General features: G+C 45.3%; 12 protein-coding genes. 9 read left to right on the top strand and 3 right to left on the bottom strand.

The window, feature by feature from the left end:
• Positions 1–48: 48 nt before the first annotated feature.
• Complete coding sequence (locus tag CGC64_RS04510; RefSeq protein ID WP_005677027.1) at positions 49–657, bottom strand: HU family DNA-binding protein; 609 nt, start codon at positions 655–657, stop codon at positions 49–51.
• Between the two features lie 603 nt (positions 658–1,260).
• Between CGC64_RS04510 and CGC64_RS04515 the strand changes: the two genes are divergently transcribed.
• From CGC64_RS04515 to CGC64_RS04535, 5 genes are all read left to right on the top strand, one after another.
• Positions 1,261–3,390: a BT4734/BF3469 family protein gene (locus CGC64_RS04515; protein WP_005677028.1), complete on the top strand. Its 2,130-nt coding sequence runs from the start codon at positions 1,261–1,263 to the stop codon at positions 3,388–3,390.
• Positions 3,391–3,533: 143 nt separating this feature from the next.
• Positions 3,534–5,369: an ABC transporter ATP-binding protein gene (locus tag CGC64_RS04520; protein ID WP_005677029.1), complete on the top strand. Its 1,836-nt coding sequence runs from the start codon at positions 3,534–3,536 to the stop codon at positions 5,367–5,369.
• A 38-nt stretch (positions 5,370–5,407) separates the two neighbouring features.
• Positions 5,408–7,393, top strand: a complete 1,986-nt coding sequence (locus tag CGC64_RS04525; RefSeq protein WP_005677030.1) for an LTA synthase family protein — start codon at positions 5,408–5,410, stop codon at positions 7,391–7,393.
• Positions 7,394–7,400: 7 nt separating this feature from the next.
• Positions 7,401–7,781: a GtrA family protein gene (locus CGC64_RS04530; protein ID WP_005677032.1), complete on the top strand. Its 381-nt coding sequence runs from the start codon at positions 7,401–7,403 to the stop codon at positions 7,779–7,781.
• Positions 7,778–8,728: a glycosyltransferase family 2 protein gene (locus CGC64_RS04535; protein ID WP_005677034.1), complete on the top strand. Its 951-nt coding sequence runs from the start codon at positions 7,778–7,780 to the stop codon at positions 8,726–8,728. Before CGC64_RS04530 ends, CGC64_RS04535 begins: the two co-directional genes overlap by 4 nt.
• Positions 8,729–8,770: 42 nt before the next feature.
• On the opposite strand, the gene CGC64_RS04540 is transcribed toward CGC64_RS04535, so the two are convergent.
• Positions 8,771–10,468, bottom strand: coding sequence for an ArnT family glycosyltransferase (locus tag CGC64_RS04540; RefSeq protein WP_005677035.1), 1,698 nt, complete (start codon positions 10,466–10,468; stop codon positions 8,771–8,773).
• Between the two features lie 84 nt (positions 10,469–10,552).
• Positions 10,553–11,182 (bottom strand): ribonuclease H1 domain-containing protein, encoded by a 630-nt coding sequence (locus CGC64_RS04545; protein WP_005677036.1) that lies wholly within the window; start codon positions 11,180–11,182, stop codon positions 10,553–10,555.
• 140 nt (positions 11,183–11,322) lie between these two features.
• Here CGC64_RS04545 and CGC64_RS04550 point away from each other — a divergent pair, with 140 nt between their 5' ends.
• The 4 genes from CGC64_RS04550 (at position 11,323) to CGC64_RS04565 (ending at position 16,965) form a co-directional block, all read left to right on the top strand.
• A complete protein-coding gene (locus CGC64_RS04550; protein WP_005677037.1) occupies positions 11,323–11,925 on the top strand; it encodes a nitroreductase family protein in 603 nt (200 codons plus the stop codon).
• 62 nt (positions 11,926–11,987) lie between these two features.
• Positions 11,988–12,515, top strand: coding sequence for a shikimate kinase (locus tag CGC64_RS04555; RefSeq protein WP_005677038.1), 528 nt, complete (start codon positions 11,988–11,990; stop codon positions 12,513–12,515).
• 175 nt (positions 12,516–12,690) lie between these two features.
• Positions 12,691–15,189 carry a tetratricopeptide repeat protein gene (locus CGC64_RS04560; protein ID WP_089421551.1) on the top strand — a complete coding sequence of 833 codons (2,499 nt, stop codon included), beginning with the start codon at positions 12,691–12,693 and terminating at the stop codon, positions 15,187–15,189.
• A gap of 9 nt (positions 15,190–15,198) precedes the next feature.
• Complete coding sequence (locus CGC64_RS04565; protein ID WP_089421553.1) at positions 15,199–16,965, top strand: HSP90 family protein; 1,767 nt, start codon at positions 15,199–15,201, stop codon at positions 16,963–16,965.
• The last annotated feature ends 1 nt before the right edge of the window (position 16,966 follow it).

Genomic DNA, 16,966 nt, shown 5'->3' on the forward strand with positions numbered 1-16,966 from the left:
CTTGAATTTTTGAACCTATGTTTCACTATTGATACAAATTTTAGTATGCTAAATATAGTATCCCGCCCCTGCAACATAGATAGGTTGCGTAGGCTTCCCAATATTTTGCAGCTTACCTTCTGCCTTTAGCCTGCGTATTTGCCGGCTGGCCATACTTTGAGTGAAGCTGCAAAGAGACTGCATATTAGTACGAGTCAAGACAGGATGCGTTGCAAAATATTCCGTGAGTTTCCGGTCAATTTCTTCTTCTGAAAGAGAGGCGGAATGCGGTTTATATTTCGAACGCCGCAGGTGTGTGGTCATACACAAACTTTTCAAGTCTCTGTCGGCCTGGAAGTTGATGGATTTTAGTTTCACTTTGTCGGCACGGGTAGTAAGTGAGTGTATGGGTTCGGCGGCTTGCAACGTGATTTGAAAATACCCGATCCCGTCCAGATGCACTCTTTCTCCTTCGCGCAGATGATTGCCCATGCATCTGCTCAGTTCCATTAACATTGCCTCTACTTCTGCTTTTCCGAAAGTAGTTGCCATGTGGATTTCTTTTGCTAGTCGCTGAGTAGTGACATGTTGAAAATTAACTACGCGAGGGTGGTAGCTTGGTTCTTCCCCTTCTTTTTCCGGTTGGGGATTCTTATAAAACTCGAATTGTATTGCCATTGCTGTTTCAATTTAATGGTGATTTATGTATTATGTTACTTAGGCTGTTGCTATATCTTGCCTTCATTCCTTTCTTTTCCTACCTATGCTTCTATCGTTCCACTCCGGTAGACGGTTCTTTGCACTTCAGTAGACAGAACTTTTTACTGGAGTAGACAGGCCTGTGCACTGGAGTGGAACGGTTGGAATGTTCCTTCAAAGATACAACAATATTGGGCGGAAAACAAGTAAATGCTTAGTTGTTTATACGTAAATAATAGTTTAATTTCATATTGGATAAGGTTATCCGGCATTAGGTAAGCAGAGTTGTGCTGACTATGAGAAATACTCTGAAAAACAATGAGAAATACCCGAATTTTGAGCCGAGATGTGGAATAAACTATGAGAAATGCCTGTTTGAAAAAGTATTTCTCATAGTACATCTATTTGATTGACTACACTTTAACTGAAAAGTATGAGAATATGAGAAATGAAATTGAAAAATCTTTTCTAGTAGAAAGAAGAACCAGCGCTTTTAAAATTTGTTTGTATGGAATATTTACAGTACTTTTGTCTCCGGTAATAATCGCCCTACACAAACATGCAGGACAAACTAAATAAGTAATGAGAATAACACAAATTAGAGACGACGGCAGAGTGAACACTTTGCGGACGTTGAAAATCGAACAGCTCGTGGAGCAAATGAAAGTGGAAACTAAAGCACAACTCGTCTCAGGAATGAGAGAAGTCCTGCCTTATATATTTCCGGGAGATAAAAATGACTATGTACAGAAAGTGCCGAAGTTGCTTCCTGCGGCTGCCTTTGTCCGTAAGAATGGGGTAATGACAATGGACGAGTACAACGGAGTGGTGATGCTTCAAGTGAACAATCTCTCCGGACCTATGGAAGCGGATGAGGTGAAAGAACGTGTGAAGGAGTTTCCGCAGACCTATCTTGCTTTTACCGGTTCTTCCGGAAAGTCGGTAAAGATATGGGTACGCTTTACTTATCCTGACGATCTTTTGCCGGGCAACCGTGAGCAAGCGGAACTTTTCCATGCGCACGCTTACCGGCTCGCCGTGAAATTTTATCAACCGCAGCTTCCTTTCGATATCGACTTGAAAGAACCTTCACTAGAGCAATATTGTCGTCTGACCTTCGACCCCGAACTGTATTTTAATCCCGAAGCGATGCCTGTCTATATGAAACAGCCTATGGCTATGCCGGGAGAAACGACCTATCGCGAACAGGTGAAGGCGGAAACCTCGCCTTTGCAACGGCTTGTACCGGGATATGAGAGTTATAAAGCTCTTTCCGTACTTTTTGAGGCGGCTTTTGCGCGGGCTTTGGATGAGCAGCATGGCTATCAGCCGGGAGATGATATACATTCCTTGCTGGTTTGTCTGGCCGGACATTGTTTTCGTGCCGGTATTCCCGCAGAGGATACAGTGCGGTGGACTCGTGCCCATTACCGCTTGCCGGATGATGAATTTCTGATCCGTGAGACAGTGCAGAATGTATATCGCACTTGTAAAGGGTTTGCGGATAAAAGCAGTCTGCTGCCGGAACAACTGTTTGTGATGCAAATGGATGAGTTTATGAAACGTCGTTATGAGTTTCGTTTCAATCAGTTGACCTCGCAAGTGGAATGCCGGCAACGGAACAGTTTTGATTTTTATTTTCGTCCGGTAAATAAGAGGCTGATGGCAAGTATTACCATGAATGCGCAATACGAAGGGCTTAAATTGTGGGACAAAGACGTGGTGCGTTATCTGAACTCAGATCATGTGCCGGTTTATCAGCCTATTGAAGAGTTCCTTTATGATCTCCCCCGTTGGGACGGCAAAGATCACATCGGAGATCTGGCAAAGCGGGTTCCTTGCAATAATCCCCATTGGGCACAGTTGTTCCGTCGTTGGTTTCTCAGCATGATAGCTCATTGGCGTGGACTGGGTAAAAATCATGCAAACAGCACTTCGCCTATATTAGTCGGTCCGCAGGCTTACAGGAAATCTACGTTTTGCCGCCTGATTCTACCGCCGTGTTTGCAGGCGTACTATACGGATAGCATTGACTTTAGCCGGAAACGGGATGCGGAGTTGTATCTGAATCGTTTTTTGCTGATTAATATGGATGAGTTTGACCAGATAGGTATCAATCAGCAGCCTTTCCTTAAACATATCATGCAAAAGCCGGTCGTTAATACACGGCGCCCGAATGCTTCGGCGGTAGAAGAACTTCGCCGCTACGCTTCTTTCATCGGAACAAGCAATCATAAGGATTTGCTGACAGATACTTCCGGCAGTCGTCGTTATATAGGTGTGGAGGTTACGGGAGTGATTGATGTGGTTCGTCCTGTTGATTATGAACAGCTTTATGCGCAGGCAATGGCGGCGCTCTATCACAATGAACGGTATTGGTTTGACGAAAAGGAAGAAGCCATTATGACGGAAGCCAATCAGGAGTTTGAACAGTCACCGCTTATCGAACAGCTGTTTCTTGTGTATTACCGCGTTGCGGACGATGAGGAAGAAGGAGAGTGGATACTTGCTGCCGATATATTGCAACGGATACAAAAGGCGAGTAAAATGAAATTCTCTTCCGGTCAGGTGAACTATTTCGGACGTATTCTGCAACGGTTGGGAGTGAAATCGTACAGGAAAACGCGCGGAGTTTATTATCATGTGGTGGCTGTCGCTCAAAAAGAGATACAGGGTAATTGCGAAAGACTTACCGGAAGAAAGACTTTATGACTCGGGAAATGAGAGTTTGTCGGATATATGATCGCTTTCTTACAAGCTCTTTTCGATAAATCGCGTTAATAATTCGGTGAAACTGCTGTCTGTTAATCGGTTTTATTGTATCTTTGCGGTCTTAACTTATTTAATGGCAAGTAATGAAGGAATTTCTACAATTGATGCGACGTTTTGTGTCGCCTTATAAGAAGTATATCGGCTGGGCTGTTTTGCTGAATATTTTATCTGCTGTATTCAATGTGTTTTCATTCACTTTTTTGATTCCTATTCTGAGTATCCTGTTCAAGACGGAAGGGGCTGATAAGGTCTATCATTTTATGGAATGGGGAAGTGGTGATTTGGCCGATGTTGCTAAGAATAACTTCTATTATTATATCAGTCAGATGATAATAGATAATGGACCTACTATGGCGCTTATCTTTTTGGGACTGTTCCTGATGATTATGACATTGTTTAAAACCGGTTGTTATTTCGCTTCTTCGGCTGTAATGATTCCGTTGCGTACAGGAGTGGTGCGTGATATCCGTATTATGGTGTATGCCAAGGTGATGCGTCTGCCGATGTCATTCTTCTCGGAAGAGAGAAAAGGAGATATTATCGCTCGTATGAGCGGGGATGTGGGTGAAGTGGAGAACTCCATTACCAGCTCGTTGGATATGTTGATGAAGAGTCCGATTATGATTATTCTGTATTTTGCGACACTGGTCATCACCAGCTGGCAGTTGACTCTCTTTACGATCGTTGTGTTGCCGGGAATGGGCTGGCTGATGGGTGTGGTAGGACGAAAACTGAAACGCCAGTCTTTGGAGGCGCAGAGCAAGTGGAGCGATACGATGTCGCAACTGGAAGAAACGTTGGGTGGCTTGCGCATTATCAAAGCTTTTATTGCGGAAGACAAAATGATTAACCGTTTCACCAAATGCAGCAACGAACTTCGTGACGCGACAAATAAGGTTGCCATACGTCAGGCTATGGCGCATCCTATGAGTGAGTTCTTAGGAACGATTCTGATTGTAGCTGTGTTATGGTTCGGCGGTACATTGATTCTGGGACAAAACGCATCGATTGACGCTCCGACATTTATCTTTTATATGGTGATCTTGTATAGCGTAATCAATCCGTTGAAAGATTTTGCGAAGGCAGGATACAACATCCCGAAAGGTCTGGCTTCAATGGAGCGTGTAGACAAGATTCTGAAAGCTGAGAATAAGATCAAAGAAATTTCGAATCCGAAACCGTTGAAGGGACTGAATGACAAAATTGAGTTTAAGGATATCACTTTCAGTTATGACGGTAAACGGGAAGTGTTGAAGCATGTGAACCTGACAGTTCCTAAAGGTCAGACGATCGCACTGGTAGGACAGTCGGGGTCGGGTAAATCGACGTTGGTGGATTTGCTGCCGCGCTATCACGATGTGCAGGAAGGAGATATCACAATCGACGGAACCAGTATACGTGATGTTCGTATTGCCGATTTGCGCAGTTTGATCGGTAACGTGAATCAGGAAGCAATCTTGTTTAATGACACATTCTTCAACAACATCGCTTTTGGTGTGGAAAATGCAACAATGGAGCAAGTGATAGAAGCTGCCAAGATTGCGAATGCACACGATTTTATCATGGAGAAGCCGGAGGGATATAATATGAATATCGGTGACCGGGGCGGTAAGTTGTCCGGTGGTCAGCGTCAGCGTATCAGCATTGCCCGTGCTATCTTGAAGAACCCGCCGATTCTGATTCTGGATGAGGCTACTTCGGCACTGGATACCGAATCGGAACGTCTGGTACAGGAAGCGTTGGAGCGTTTGATGAAGACGCGTACAACGATTGCCATTGCTCACCGTCTTTCTACTATTAAGAATGCGGATGAAATCTGCGTGCTCTATGAGGGAGAGATTGTGGAACGCGGCAAGCATGAGGAACTCATAGAACTGAACGGATATTACAAACGCTTACACGATATGCAGCAACTGTAACGGAATAATTATAATGGAACTTTTTTAAGTTGAATCTAATGAAAGGAATCTCTATAAAACGTTTTGAGTGCTACCTCTTATATCTGTTATCCATACACGTGGCAGCTCTCTTCATTTTCTTTATTTTCCGGTTCACACTGTTCTGTTCCATTGACTATCAATTCCCGGCAGAAATAAAGGGAGATGTTCTTTTGCAGTCCGGTGCTTTCCTCCGCGGACTCTGGTTTGACAATGTAATAGCTTGTTATATCCTGTTGCTCCCTCTGGCTGTTTTGTGGATAGCCGCTCTTTGTAACTACACCGCTAAATGGCTGTTTAGGTTTACAACGGTTTATTTTAGTTGTTTTTATTCGGTATCTTTTGTTATCGCTGCTGCCAATATTCCATATTTTGAATATTTCTTCAAAACGATTAATTCTTCTATTTATAATTGGTTCGGCTATGGCGGTACAACAGCTGGTCTGATGTTTGGGGAGTCTTCTTACTATTTTCCGATATTCCTCGGACTCCTGTCTATCGTGGTATTTGTTTGGGGAGCTTCTTCCCTTGCATCCTATTTCTATCGTAGGGCAGAAAAGGCTGCACCACAGATAAGTCTGTTGAGCCGGGTAGCTGTGTTGGTAGCAGGTGCAATTTGTATCGGGCTTTGCCTGTTCGGCATTCGTGGGCGTATGGGATATAACCCGATAAAAGTAAGTCAGGCATATTATTGTGAAGACCCGTTCCTGAATCAGTTGGGAGTGAATCCCGTCTTTAATCTGCTGACAAGTACACTGGATGATAACCGGAAAGAAAACCGGACTCTGCATCTGATGTCTGAGGAAGACGCTTTATCAAAAGTACAGAAATATTTGCATAGGCAAGGAATTGACCGGTTGTCTCCGATCGCACGGAAAGTAGAACGGGAAGGTACGCCTAATCGCAGGAACGTAGTTCTGGTCTTTATGGAGTCTATGTCCGCCAATCTAATGGGGACTTTTGGATCGGATAAGAAACTGACTCCCTATCTGGATAGCCTTTATCAGCAATCCTTGAGTTTCAGTCATTTCTACTCCTCCGGTATTCATACCAATCATGGTATTTATTCCACGCTTTATTCTTTTCCGGCTATCATGAAACGGAATGCCATGAAAGGTTCTGTGATTCCTGTCTATTCGGGACTGCCTACCGTATTGCAGGAGAACGGATACTGTAACCTGTTCTTTATGACTCACGAATCGCAGTACGACAATATGAATGCTTTCCTTCGCACGAACGGCTTCGACGAAATCTACGCTCAGGAGAATTATCCTTCGGAAAAAGTAGTGAACAGCTTCGGTGTGCAGGATGACTTCATGTATCAGTATGCACTTCCTATTTTGAATGAAAGGGCCGGGACGGGGAATCCGTTCTTCAGCGTATTGCTGTCTATCAGCAATCATCCCCCTTATGTGATTCCGCCCTATTTTCACCCGCATAGTGATGTGCTCGAAGAACAGATTGTAGAATATGCCGACTGGTCTATCCGGCAGTTTATGCAGGCTGCGGAAAAACAGCCGTGGTTTGACAATACGATTTTCGTTTTTCTGGGCGATCATGGCAAAATGGTGGGAACACCTGAATGTGAAATGCCCCAGTCTTATAACCATATCCCTCTGATGATTTACGGGAAAGATATCAAGCCGGGGGTATACGACGGTTTTGGTGGGCAGGTGGATGTATCTCCTACGTTGTTGGGGCTGCTTAACATAAGTTACCTGCAAAACAATTTCGGTGTCAATCTGTTGGAAGAAGAACGTCCTTGTATGTTCTTTACGGCGGATAATCTGATCGGGGCAAGAGACTCGGTGAATATGTTTATCTATTCGCCGGACAGCCAACAGGAATTCAAGTACAAACTGGAGGAAGGTAAGCTCCACGCTGCCACTGGTACTGATGAGGAGGCTTTCCGGAACTTGAAAGATTATTGCTTCTCTATGCTGCAAAGTACGGAATCCCTGGTAAAAGAACACAAGACATTAGATAAAGTATCCGTCAAGAAGTAAGTGCTTTATGAAAACAAAGCCGTTGGTGAAAGAGTTTATACGTTTTGGCGTGGTCGGCGTGCTGGCTACGGCATTGCATTATGGGATTTATTATTTCCTGCAATCTTTTATCAACGTCAATGTAGCCTATACGACGGGATATGTAATCAGTTTTATTGTCAACTTCTATCTGACTTCTTATTTTACGTTCGGAACCACTCCGTCATGGAAAAAGTTGGTTGGTATGGGAGGGGCGCATCTGGTTAATTATTTGTTGCATATCATTCTGTTGAATGTATTCCTCTATCTGGGAGTTTCTAAAGCATGGGCACCTGTGCCGGTGTTTGCGATAGCGATTCCTGTGAATTTCTTATTTGTTCGGTTTGTCTTTAAACATAAAAAGCTATGAACGGCGTGAGACTTGTGATTGTAGTTCCTTGTTATAATGAGGAAGAAGTATTGAAAGAAACGACTCGTCAGCTATCTGATGTGCTTGCCCGAATGGAGCAGGAAGGGAAGGTGGCTGAAGGAAAGATTTTGTATGTGGACGACGGAAGCAAGGACACTACTTGGAAACTGATAGAGCAATTGTCTGAATCTCATAGGTGTGTGGCGGGCTTGAAACTGGCGCATAATGTCGGGCATCAGCAGGCTCTCTGGGCGGGATTGGATTTTGTGGCGGCCGGCGATTATGATGCGGCTGTATCTATCGACGCTGATTTGCAGGATGATGTGAATGCTATTGTGGAAATGGTGGATTATTATAATCAGGGGGCCGATGTGGTGTTCGGTGTACGGCGGGAACGTAAAACGGACACGTTCTTCAAGAAACATACCGCGCAGATGTTCTACAAACTGATGCGGACAATGGGCGGGGAGATTGTTTACAATCATGCGGATTTCCGCCTGATGAGCAAGCGCTCCCTGAAGGCATTGGTGTCTTTCCCCGAACGTAATCTTTTCCTCCGGGGCATGGTGTGTATGCTCGGATATCCTACCGCTTCAGTCTATTACGACCGCAAGGAACGTTTTGCCGGTGAATCGAAATATCCGTTCACGAAGATGTTGAACTTCGCCCTGGACGGAATCACTTCTTTCTCTGTCAAACCATTACGCCTGATTACCACATCCGGGCTTATCTTTATGCTGGTTTCTTTCCTGGCCATTATCTATGCTTTGGTGGAGTTTATTGGTGGAGACGTAATCCGAGGCTGGACTTCGCTACTCATTTCTGTCTGGTTTATCGGCGGCGCTATCCTGACTGCCGTCGGAGTGATCGGTGAATATATCGGTAAAATATATAAGGAGGTGAAACGCCGTCCGCGTTATCTGATAGAAAAAGAAGTAAACCTGTAACGGGTTTACTTCTTTTTCTGTTATTCTATGCTGATCCTATGGCTATTTTCTCTTGAAACGATACAGGTAAATAATGTCACGGATGTCACATCCTCTTTTCGTGCTCTGATATACTTCTTCAAAAGTATATTCGGATTCATATTTGGGCTTGAAACCTTCAAAATCGCGTCGTCCTACCAATAGATAGCCTTCGGCCGGCATATCCTTTTCAAACAATCCTATCTGGTCGTTGTGATAGAAATTGACCGTGTAGAAACGGAGCATATCGACAGCTACATAAGAATAGATCTTGCTGCCCGAAGCTATTTCCCGGATATCTTCCGCCATTCCTTTGTCCGATTTGGTGTTCAGTATGGCGGGCTGGTAAGCACCGTCCAATGACATGAAAAGCGAGAATGTAACGAAAAGAGTGGCATACACTACGTTCATTCCCGATTCTTTTTTCCTGATTGTCCGGAAGAAATAGATGGCTGCAATTAATGGCAGGCAGATGACGATGATGTGGCCTGCGTTGAGTGAGATATTTGCCAACGCGTTCATGAAGGCTATATTCTCGGCGGCGTGTCTTCCGTGGAAAATACTGTCGGGCACTAATCCTAACCGCACGGCTATAAACGTGACAAGGAGAAGAATAGCGGCGACGGAGAGAAATCCGCCGTATATCTTAACTGCTTTTGAGTTTTTCCGGACCAGATACATGATATATTCGGCAAGGAAATAGGCGATGAACGGATAAATGGGTAACAGGTAAACACTGCGCTTGCTCTTTGGGATGCAGTAAAAAACGAAAATGAGAACAATGCTCAATAAAGAGAACAAGCGGGTGCTGTCCATTTCGCGGATATATGTTGTGAACCTCTGCCACCATTCGCGGGGTTTTCCGGTTATTTTCCCGTATGTAAGGCTGAATAAGGAAAGCAGAACCAACAATGTGTAAGGGGCATAGCCGGATACGACTGTAATGATATTGTAGTAAGCAGGATTCTCATGGGATTCGTAGCTCATTTTTCCCATGAAACGACCGAAATTCTCCTCCATAACCAGTGAGATGAAATTATCTCCTCCCTGTTGGTAGGCAGCGATGTACCAAAGGGCGGGCAGGATACAGGACGTAATGGCTACCAGCGCCATCGAGAAAAAGGCTTTGAAGAAACTGGTACCCCGGATCAGCAGAAAGACCCCGGTGACCATGCAAGGCAGGAGGATACCTACGGGACCTTTGGTTAGTGTGGCACATCCCATAAACAAGGTGGCTATCCAGGGGAATCCTTTTTGCCCTTTCTCACACCAACGGTAGAGTTGGTAGAGCGCGAGTACGATAAAGGCGGTCAGCATCATGTCAACGCGGCAGTTCATACCGGCACGGTGGACTTCAAAATTAGACAGGGTAATTAAGCCCATAAGGAGGGCGACTGAAGCTCCCCTGCGTTTGGCGTAGAATAAGAATCCGCCTAACACCATAGCTATCAGTGCCAATGCAGAGGGCATACGTGAAGTGTATTCCGTTACTTTCCCGGCAATAGAGGAAAGGGCGGCAATACACCAGTGAAACAAGGGCGGCTTGTAGGCGATGTCCCCGCCGTTGTTGACGGGAAGCGTCCAGTTACCGGTTTCAATCATGGAGTATGCAACGATTGCTTCGCGGGGTTCCCCTTTGGTATGGAAATCCGTTAATCCCATAAAAGGGAGAAGAGTAACGACGCAAACGACCGCTAAAATAATAAATTGCTTATTTTTCATACATTTATTGATGTGTTTGGATACAAAAATGCTATCTTGGGTTCAAAGATAAAAATATATTTTGGGGTGTTTGGTCTTTTTGTCTTATTTTCTGCCAAAATCTGCCGGAATCTCTCCCCATTCTTTGGTTTCCCATTTCAGAATACGGGTGGTGTATGTGTTTTCCCGAAGCCATTTCTCCGCACGTTCTATCAGTTTGAACAGTTCCTCTGTTTCTGCGGTACGCGGAAGCTTGGTCTTACATTTCTTTTGCCGCACCCAGCTGATTGCATTGACGCTGTCACTGTAAATGGGCATATCGAATCCCTTCTGTTTCAGCAAAGCCAGTCCGTGTACGATAGCGAGGAATTCGCCGATATTATTCGTTCCCTTCGTCGGGCCAAAGTGGAAGACTTCCTGGCGGCTGGCTATGTGGACTCCGCGATATTCCATAGGACCGGGGTTGCCGCTGCAGGCAGCGTCCACCGCCAGACTGTTGTCAATCACGCAGGCGGGCAATGTTTCCGAAGAAACTTTCTCGCTTTTCTTCTTGGCGTTTTTCCCGATATAGGCGTAAGGGGAGGTGGCCAGTGCGCGTTCCGCTTCTTCGCGGGTGTCGAATGATTTGTATTTGGCGCCTTCGTATCCTTTGATTTGAAGCTGGCAGTCCGTCCAGGATGTGTAAACCCCGGGCGTCACGCCTTCCCATACAACGTAGAATTTCTGTTTAGCCATTTTTCCTTTTTACAATGAATTGATGTCTGTATATTGACAGCGCGAAGGTACAAATATATTCTCTAACTGAACAAGTCAACAGAGCTACTTGTTATAAAAATAAGAGAGTTTAAGAATATAACATTTAGAAAGGAGCTATTATGGAAAGATCTTTTAGTGAAGCTTTGAAACATCGCCGGACTTACTATTCAATTACTAATCAGTCGCCTATCCCGGATCAGGAGATTGAGTGTATCGTCAATATGACCGTACGCCACGTGCCGTCTGCATTTAATTCGCAGTCTACGCGGGTGGTACTTTTGTTAGGGGAATCACACAAGAAACTGTGGCAGATTGTGAAAGATGCGTTGAAGAAAATTGTGCCCGCGGAGGCTTTCGTAAAGACGGAAGAAAAAATAGATAACTCGTTCGCTTGCGGATATGGGACTGTGCTTTTCTTTGAAGACCAAAAGGTAGTGAAAGGACTTCAGGAGGCTTTCCCATCCTATCAGGATAACTTCCCCGGCTGGTCGCTGCAAACTTCGGCCATGCATCAGCTGGCTATATGGGTCATGCTGGAAGATGTCGGTTTCGGAGCATCACTGCAACACTATAATCCGTTGATTGACGACGAGGTGCGTCGTGCATGGAATCTGCCCGGACATTGGCATCTGATTGCGGAAATGCCGTTCGGACTTCCTGTGACTAAACCGGGTGAAAAAGAGTTTCAACCGCTCGAAGAACGGGTGAGGGTATTCAAATAACTTCGTTTTTAATACTTGGATTTTAATAAAATGACTAATTTTGTGAGCAAAATTAGTCATTTATGGTTCGTATCTTCCTTACCGGCTATATGGGTGCCGGAAAAACGACATTGGGTAAGGCATTTGCCCGTAAGATGAATGTACCGTTCGTTGATCTCGATTGGTATATTGAGGAGCGTTTTCACAAAACTGTTGGAGAGCTGTTTACCGAACGTGGTGAAACCGGATTCCGGGAATTGGAGAGGAATATGCTCCATGAGGTGGCCGAGTTCGAGAATGTGGTAATCTCTACGGGGGGGGGAGCGCCTTGTTTTTTTGATAATATGGAATTTATGAACCGGGTGGGGAAGACGGTATTTCTGGATGTTCATCCCGATGTGTTGTTCAGACGGTTGCGTATCGCCAAGCAACAGCGTCCCATACTTCAGGGAAAAGAGGATGATGAATTGAAAGCGTTTATCATCCGGGCGCTGGAACAACGGGCTCCTTTCTACACGCAGGCGCAATATATTTTCAATGCCGACGAACTGGAAGATCGCTGGCAGATCGAAACAGCCGTGCAACGATTGCAGGAATTGTTGGGACTATAAGCTATTTTACTTTCACAAGTCATGTCAACCACATGGTTTCTTCCTTTTCTTTTTATCTGCTCTTTATCTTTTTGGGTTCTCTTTTTTGTTCATTCAGTCAATATTTGTACCTTGGCGCTCGTTACGAGATTTTTCTATTGACTATTAACACAAGAAAGAAGATAAAGAGACTGTTATGGGAACTTTGAAAGAGAAATTCGAGGAGTTGTCCGCCGGGATTAAAGCCTCTGGGAAACCTGCTGCGGCATGGTTCCCAAAATATACATCTACTTCATTATTAAATGCTGATAACTGGTGGGAAGCATTGGCTGTATGCGAATATGCGTTGGACACCCGGGAGGATGAGAAACTGACGGAAGGTTTCTTTGAATTGATATTCAGTGCATTCGACTGTAATGTCGAAGTCGATCTCAGCGAAGAAGAATATGAGTTCTGGTGGGAGAAGGTGATGAGGGTGTGCGAACGTGTGGCTGTGTTCAGCGGAGCAGGCTGGGCGCAGAAAGGTGCACAGTACTCCGAGGCCCGCTATGGAAAGCGGGATATGAGCTATTTGTTCCCTTGCTACGAGAAGGCTGCCGATATGGGCTGGGGTGAAGCGGAAGCGACTGTTGCCTATTGGCGGTATATGGGGTTTTATTGTGAGCAGGATAAGGAAGAAGGAGAACGACGTTTTGCGGCTCTTTCTTCACCCGAAGCTATTCTTTGGGGGAAACATTATCGCGCTTTTGCCGAAGAGTTTACGGGCAACAAGGAGAAAGCGTTGCAGATACGGCAGGATTTGCTTGCCGAACTGCCCGAAGGCGACCGTTTGCGTGCTCATGTGTATGCGGCAATGGGAGACGCACTCGACAGGGGAGAAGGCAAGATAGCCGAGGAAGCTGCCTGTTATGAAAAGTCTTTGGAAATCGTTCCCAATCTATATAGTCTGAAAAATCTCGCTACTCTGTATTTCCGTTATCCCGAACTGGGTAAACCGAAAGAACTGGCTTTCGAAATTTGGGAGAAAGCCTGGCATGCCGGAGTATGGTCTGCCGCCAACTTCCTGGGATACAATTATCAGGAGGAGGAATGGCTTGATCTGCCTAAAGCAATAGAATGGCTGGAGAAGGGAATGCTTTATTGCGAGTTGTATAGTGCGTATGAGTTGGCATTGATTTACTTGTACAATGATGATTATAAGAATGTGGAACGTGGGCTGATGTGTCTCGAACGTTGTGTGGAAGGTGATTATATAGAAGGTATCGAAGGACTGGCGAATGTATATTTCAACGGTGACCTGGTGGAAGAAGACATGAGTCGTGCAAAACAGTTGCTGGAAAAGGCGCTCGAACTGGGTTCGGGAAATGCGGCCTATCGTTTGGGTTGGATGTATGAACGTGGCTTTCTGTCTGAAGAACCGGATTATGTGAAAGCTATGGAATATTACGAGAAAGCAGCTGAACTGGATAATGTGGACGGATACTGCCGTGCAGCGCTTTACTTGGCTAACGGATATAGCGGTGTGACGGATGCGGTGAAGTCGAGAGAATATTACGAGAAAGCGGCCGGAATGGGTTCATGTTTTGCATTGGTAGAACTGTCATTCTTATACGAGAATGGCAACGGAGTGGAAAGAAGCTATGAGAAGGCTTTTGAACTCTGTGAAAAAGCGGCACAGGAAGGCTATCCTTATGCAATGTTCCGCGTAGGTCTTTATCTGGAAAAAGCTGTATTGGGTGAGGCGAAGCCGGAGGAGGCATTTGCCTGGTATACAAAAGCTGCCATGGCGGATGAAAATGAAGGAATCTTTGCTCTGGGACGTTGTTACAAACAGGGAATCGGTACGGAGGAGGACTGGGACAAGGCACTCGAGTGGTTCGGAAAGGGGGCAGAGAAGAACGAATCCCGCTGTCTGACTGAATTGGGGCTGGCTTATGAGAACGGTAACGGTGTGGAGGAAAACCCGCAAAAGGCTGTGGAATATATGACACGGGCAGCGGAACAGGATTATGGTTACGCCCAGTTTAAAATGGGAGATTATTATTTCTTCGGGTGCGGTCCTTGTTTGGAAGATAACAAGAAAGCCGTGGAATGGTACGAAAAGGCTGTTGCGAATGAGATTCCTATGGCGATGCTGCGCATGGGGGATTATTATTTGTATGATTATGATAGTCTGAACGAGTCGGAAAAGGCGTTTGCTTACTTTAAGAAAGCTGCCGAATACGAATGGTATAACGAAGGACTGGGTATTTGTTACGAAATGGGTATCGGTGTAGAGGATAATGAGACGGAAGCCTTTAAATATTATACACTGGCTGCGGATAACGGTAATGTGACGAGTATGTATCGTACCGGACTTTGTTATTACAACGGAGTGGGTGTGAAGCAGAATTATGCGGAGGCTTACCGCTGGTTTACGGATGCGGCCGGTAATGAGAATATCGGTGCCGCATATTATCTGGGTAAGATGCAAATGTATGGCGAAGGCTGTACGCCTGACCCGGAAGCAGCTGTGCAATGGTTGTTGAAAGCTGCCGAAAAGAATAATGATAAGGCTCAATTTGAACTAGGAAACGCTTACCTGACGGGAAATGGTGTGGAAGAAAACGATGATATAGCAATGGAGTGGTTCGAGAAGGCTGCTGAAAATGGTAACGAAAAGGCCCTTAAGATCACCGGAAGGAGGAGAAAATAGTAAGTAGGCATGGAGAAAGAAGGGAATAATCTGTTTCAAGTCAATCTCAAAGGAATGATTGCCTTGTTGTCAGAGCATATTTATAGTAATCCGAATACCTTTGTCCGTGAGTTGTTGCAGAACTGTGTGGATGCTATTACAGCTTTGCGCAATATTGACGAGAATTATGCAGGACGTATTGATGTCTTTCTGAATGATGACAAAACGGTGATATTCCGCGACAATGGAATCGGGCTGAAAGAGGAGGAGGTATATCGTTTCCTTACCGTTATCGGGGAAAGCTCGAAACGGGATACGCCTGATGCGGATGATTTTATCGGAAGGTTTGGTATTGGTTTGCTGTCTTGTTTTGTAGTGACGGATGAGATCAAGGTGGAGAGCCGGTCGGCAATGGGCGGGCAGGCTGTCTGTTGGTGTGGTAAGGTGGACGGTACGTATGAACTGACGTCATCCGCCGAAGAACGTCCTATCGGTTCGCAGGTGGTATTGCATCCCAAGAATGACTGGATGCATCTTTTTGAATATGATACATTTAAGAAGATATTGGTCGGCTATGGAGAGGTGTTGCCATATCCTGTCTATCTGCATCATCAGGATGAGGAAGAGTTGGTGAATACGCCTTCGCCTGTATGGCTTGACCCGAAGGCAACCCGCAAGGAACTCCTTGATTACGGGGCGAAAGTTTTTCAATCATCTGCGCTTGATGTTTTTCGGATACGGACTGAAAGCGGTCGGGTGGAGGGAGTGCTTTATGTGTTGCCTTTCCGGACGCAGTTTTCTGTGCGTAACTCTCACAAAGTGTATTTGAAGCGTATGCTGTTGAGCGAGGATGATTGTAACCTGTTGCCGCAGTGGGCTTTCTTTATCCGTTGTCTGGTGAATGCGGATGGGTTGTTGTCTACCGCTTCACGCGAGTCTCTGGTAAGCAATGATTTGCTGAAGGATGCCCGCAAGGAGATAGGTATGGCTATCAAGGATTATTTGCGGGGACTGGTGCAGAACAACCGGGCTATGTTTAATAAGATACTGGACGTGCATCATTTTCACATCAAGGCGATTGCTTCGGAAGATAATGAGTTGCTTCGTTTGTTTATGGATTATCTTCCTTTTGAGACGAATAAGGGGGTACGGAGCTTCGGGAGTATCCGTTCGGCGGACAATGTGATCTGTTATACCAGAAATCTGGAGGATTTCAGGCAGGTACGCCGTATTGCCGGAGCACAAGGATGGTTGGTGGTTAATGCTGCTTATACGTTTGATGAAACGTTGTTGAAAAAGTATGCCCGCCTGAATCCGGAACTGACTTTGGATGAAATATCCCCTTCGAGATTACTGGAACAGTTTGGGGAGGTAGAAGCCAAAAAAGAGTTCCGGGCTTTTGAGGCGAAGGCGAACGAGTTGTTAAAGCGTTTTGGCTGCGTCTGCCGGTTGAAGCACTTTACTCCGGCGGATATTCCGGTGATATTTGTGGCAGAGGAGAAAGAGAGTACGACCAAGAGTACCAATAATCCGTTAGCGGCTGTGTTGGGGACTGTCAATACGACCAGGCAGATACCTCCGACGCTGACATTTAATGCGGATAATGAAATGGTCCGCACTTTACTGCAAATACAGGGAGATAATAAAATGTTTCAGCATGTGGTACATATATTATATGTACAGTCACTCCTTCAGGGTAAGTATCCTGTGAACAGTGAGGAAATGGAACTTTTCAACCACTCGCTCAGTGAATTGATGACTGCTAAAATGAATGATTTTATAAATTTCCTGAATTAAG

Origin of the sequence: Bacteroides caccae, from assembly GCF_002222615.2 — a bacterium.
GTDB classification, from domain to species: Bacteria; Bacteroidota; Bacteroidia; order Bacteroidales; family Bacteroidaceae; genus Bacteroides; species Bacteroides caccae.

Excerpts from the sequence above, each read along its gene's own strand:
- CGC64_RS04540 (WP_005677035.1), bottom strand. The coding sequence starts at position 10,468 with ATGAAAAATAAGCAATTTATTATTTTAGCGGTCGTTTGCGTCGTTACT.
- CGC64_RS04515 (WP_005677028.1), top strand. The coding sequence starts at position 1,261 with ATGAGAATAACACAAATTAGAGACGACGGCAGAGTGAACACTTTGCGG.
- CGC64_RS04525 (WP_005677030.1), top strand. The coding sequence starts at position 5,408 with ATGAAAGGAATCTCTATAAAACGTTTTGAGTGCTACCTCTTATATCTG.
- CGC64_RS04510 (WP_005677027.1), bottom strand. The coding sequence starts at position 657 with ATGGCAATACAATTCGAGTTTTATAAGAATCCCCAACCGGAAAAAGAA.
- CGC64_RS04555 (WP_005677038.1), top strand. The coding sequence starts at position 11,988 with ATGGTTCGTATCTTCCTTACCGGCTATATGGGTGCCGGAAAAACGACA.
- CGC64_RS04520 (WP_005677029.1), top strand. The coding sequence starts at position 3,534 with ATGAAGGAATTTCTACAATTGATGCGACGTTTTGTGTCGCCTTATAAG.
- CGC64_RS04560 (WP_089421551.1), top strand. The coding sequence starts at position 12,691 with ATGGGAACTTTGAAAGAGAAATTCGAGGAGTTGTCCGCCGGGATTAAA.
- CGC64_RS04530 (WP_005677032.1), top strand. The coding sequence starts at position 7,401 with ATGAAAACAAAGCCGTTGGTGAAAGAGTTTATACGTTTTGGCGTGGTC.
- CGC64_RS04535 (WP_005677034.1), top strand. The coding sequence starts at position 7,778 with ATGAACGGCGTGAGACTTGTGATTGTAGTTCCTTGTTATAATGAGGAA.
- CGC64_RS04550 (WP_005677037.1), top strand. The coding sequence starts at position 11,323 with ATGGAAAGATCTTTTAGTGAAGCTTTGAAACATCGCCGGACTTACTAT.
- CGC64_RS04565 (WP_089421553.1), top strand. The coding sequence starts at position 15,199 with ATGGAGAAAGAAGGGAATAATCTGTTTCAAGTCAATCTCAAAGGAATG.
- CGC64_RS04545 (WP_005677036.1), bottom strand. The coding sequence starts at position 11,182 with ATGGCTAAACAGAAATTCTACGTTGTATGGGAAGGCGTGACGCCCGGG.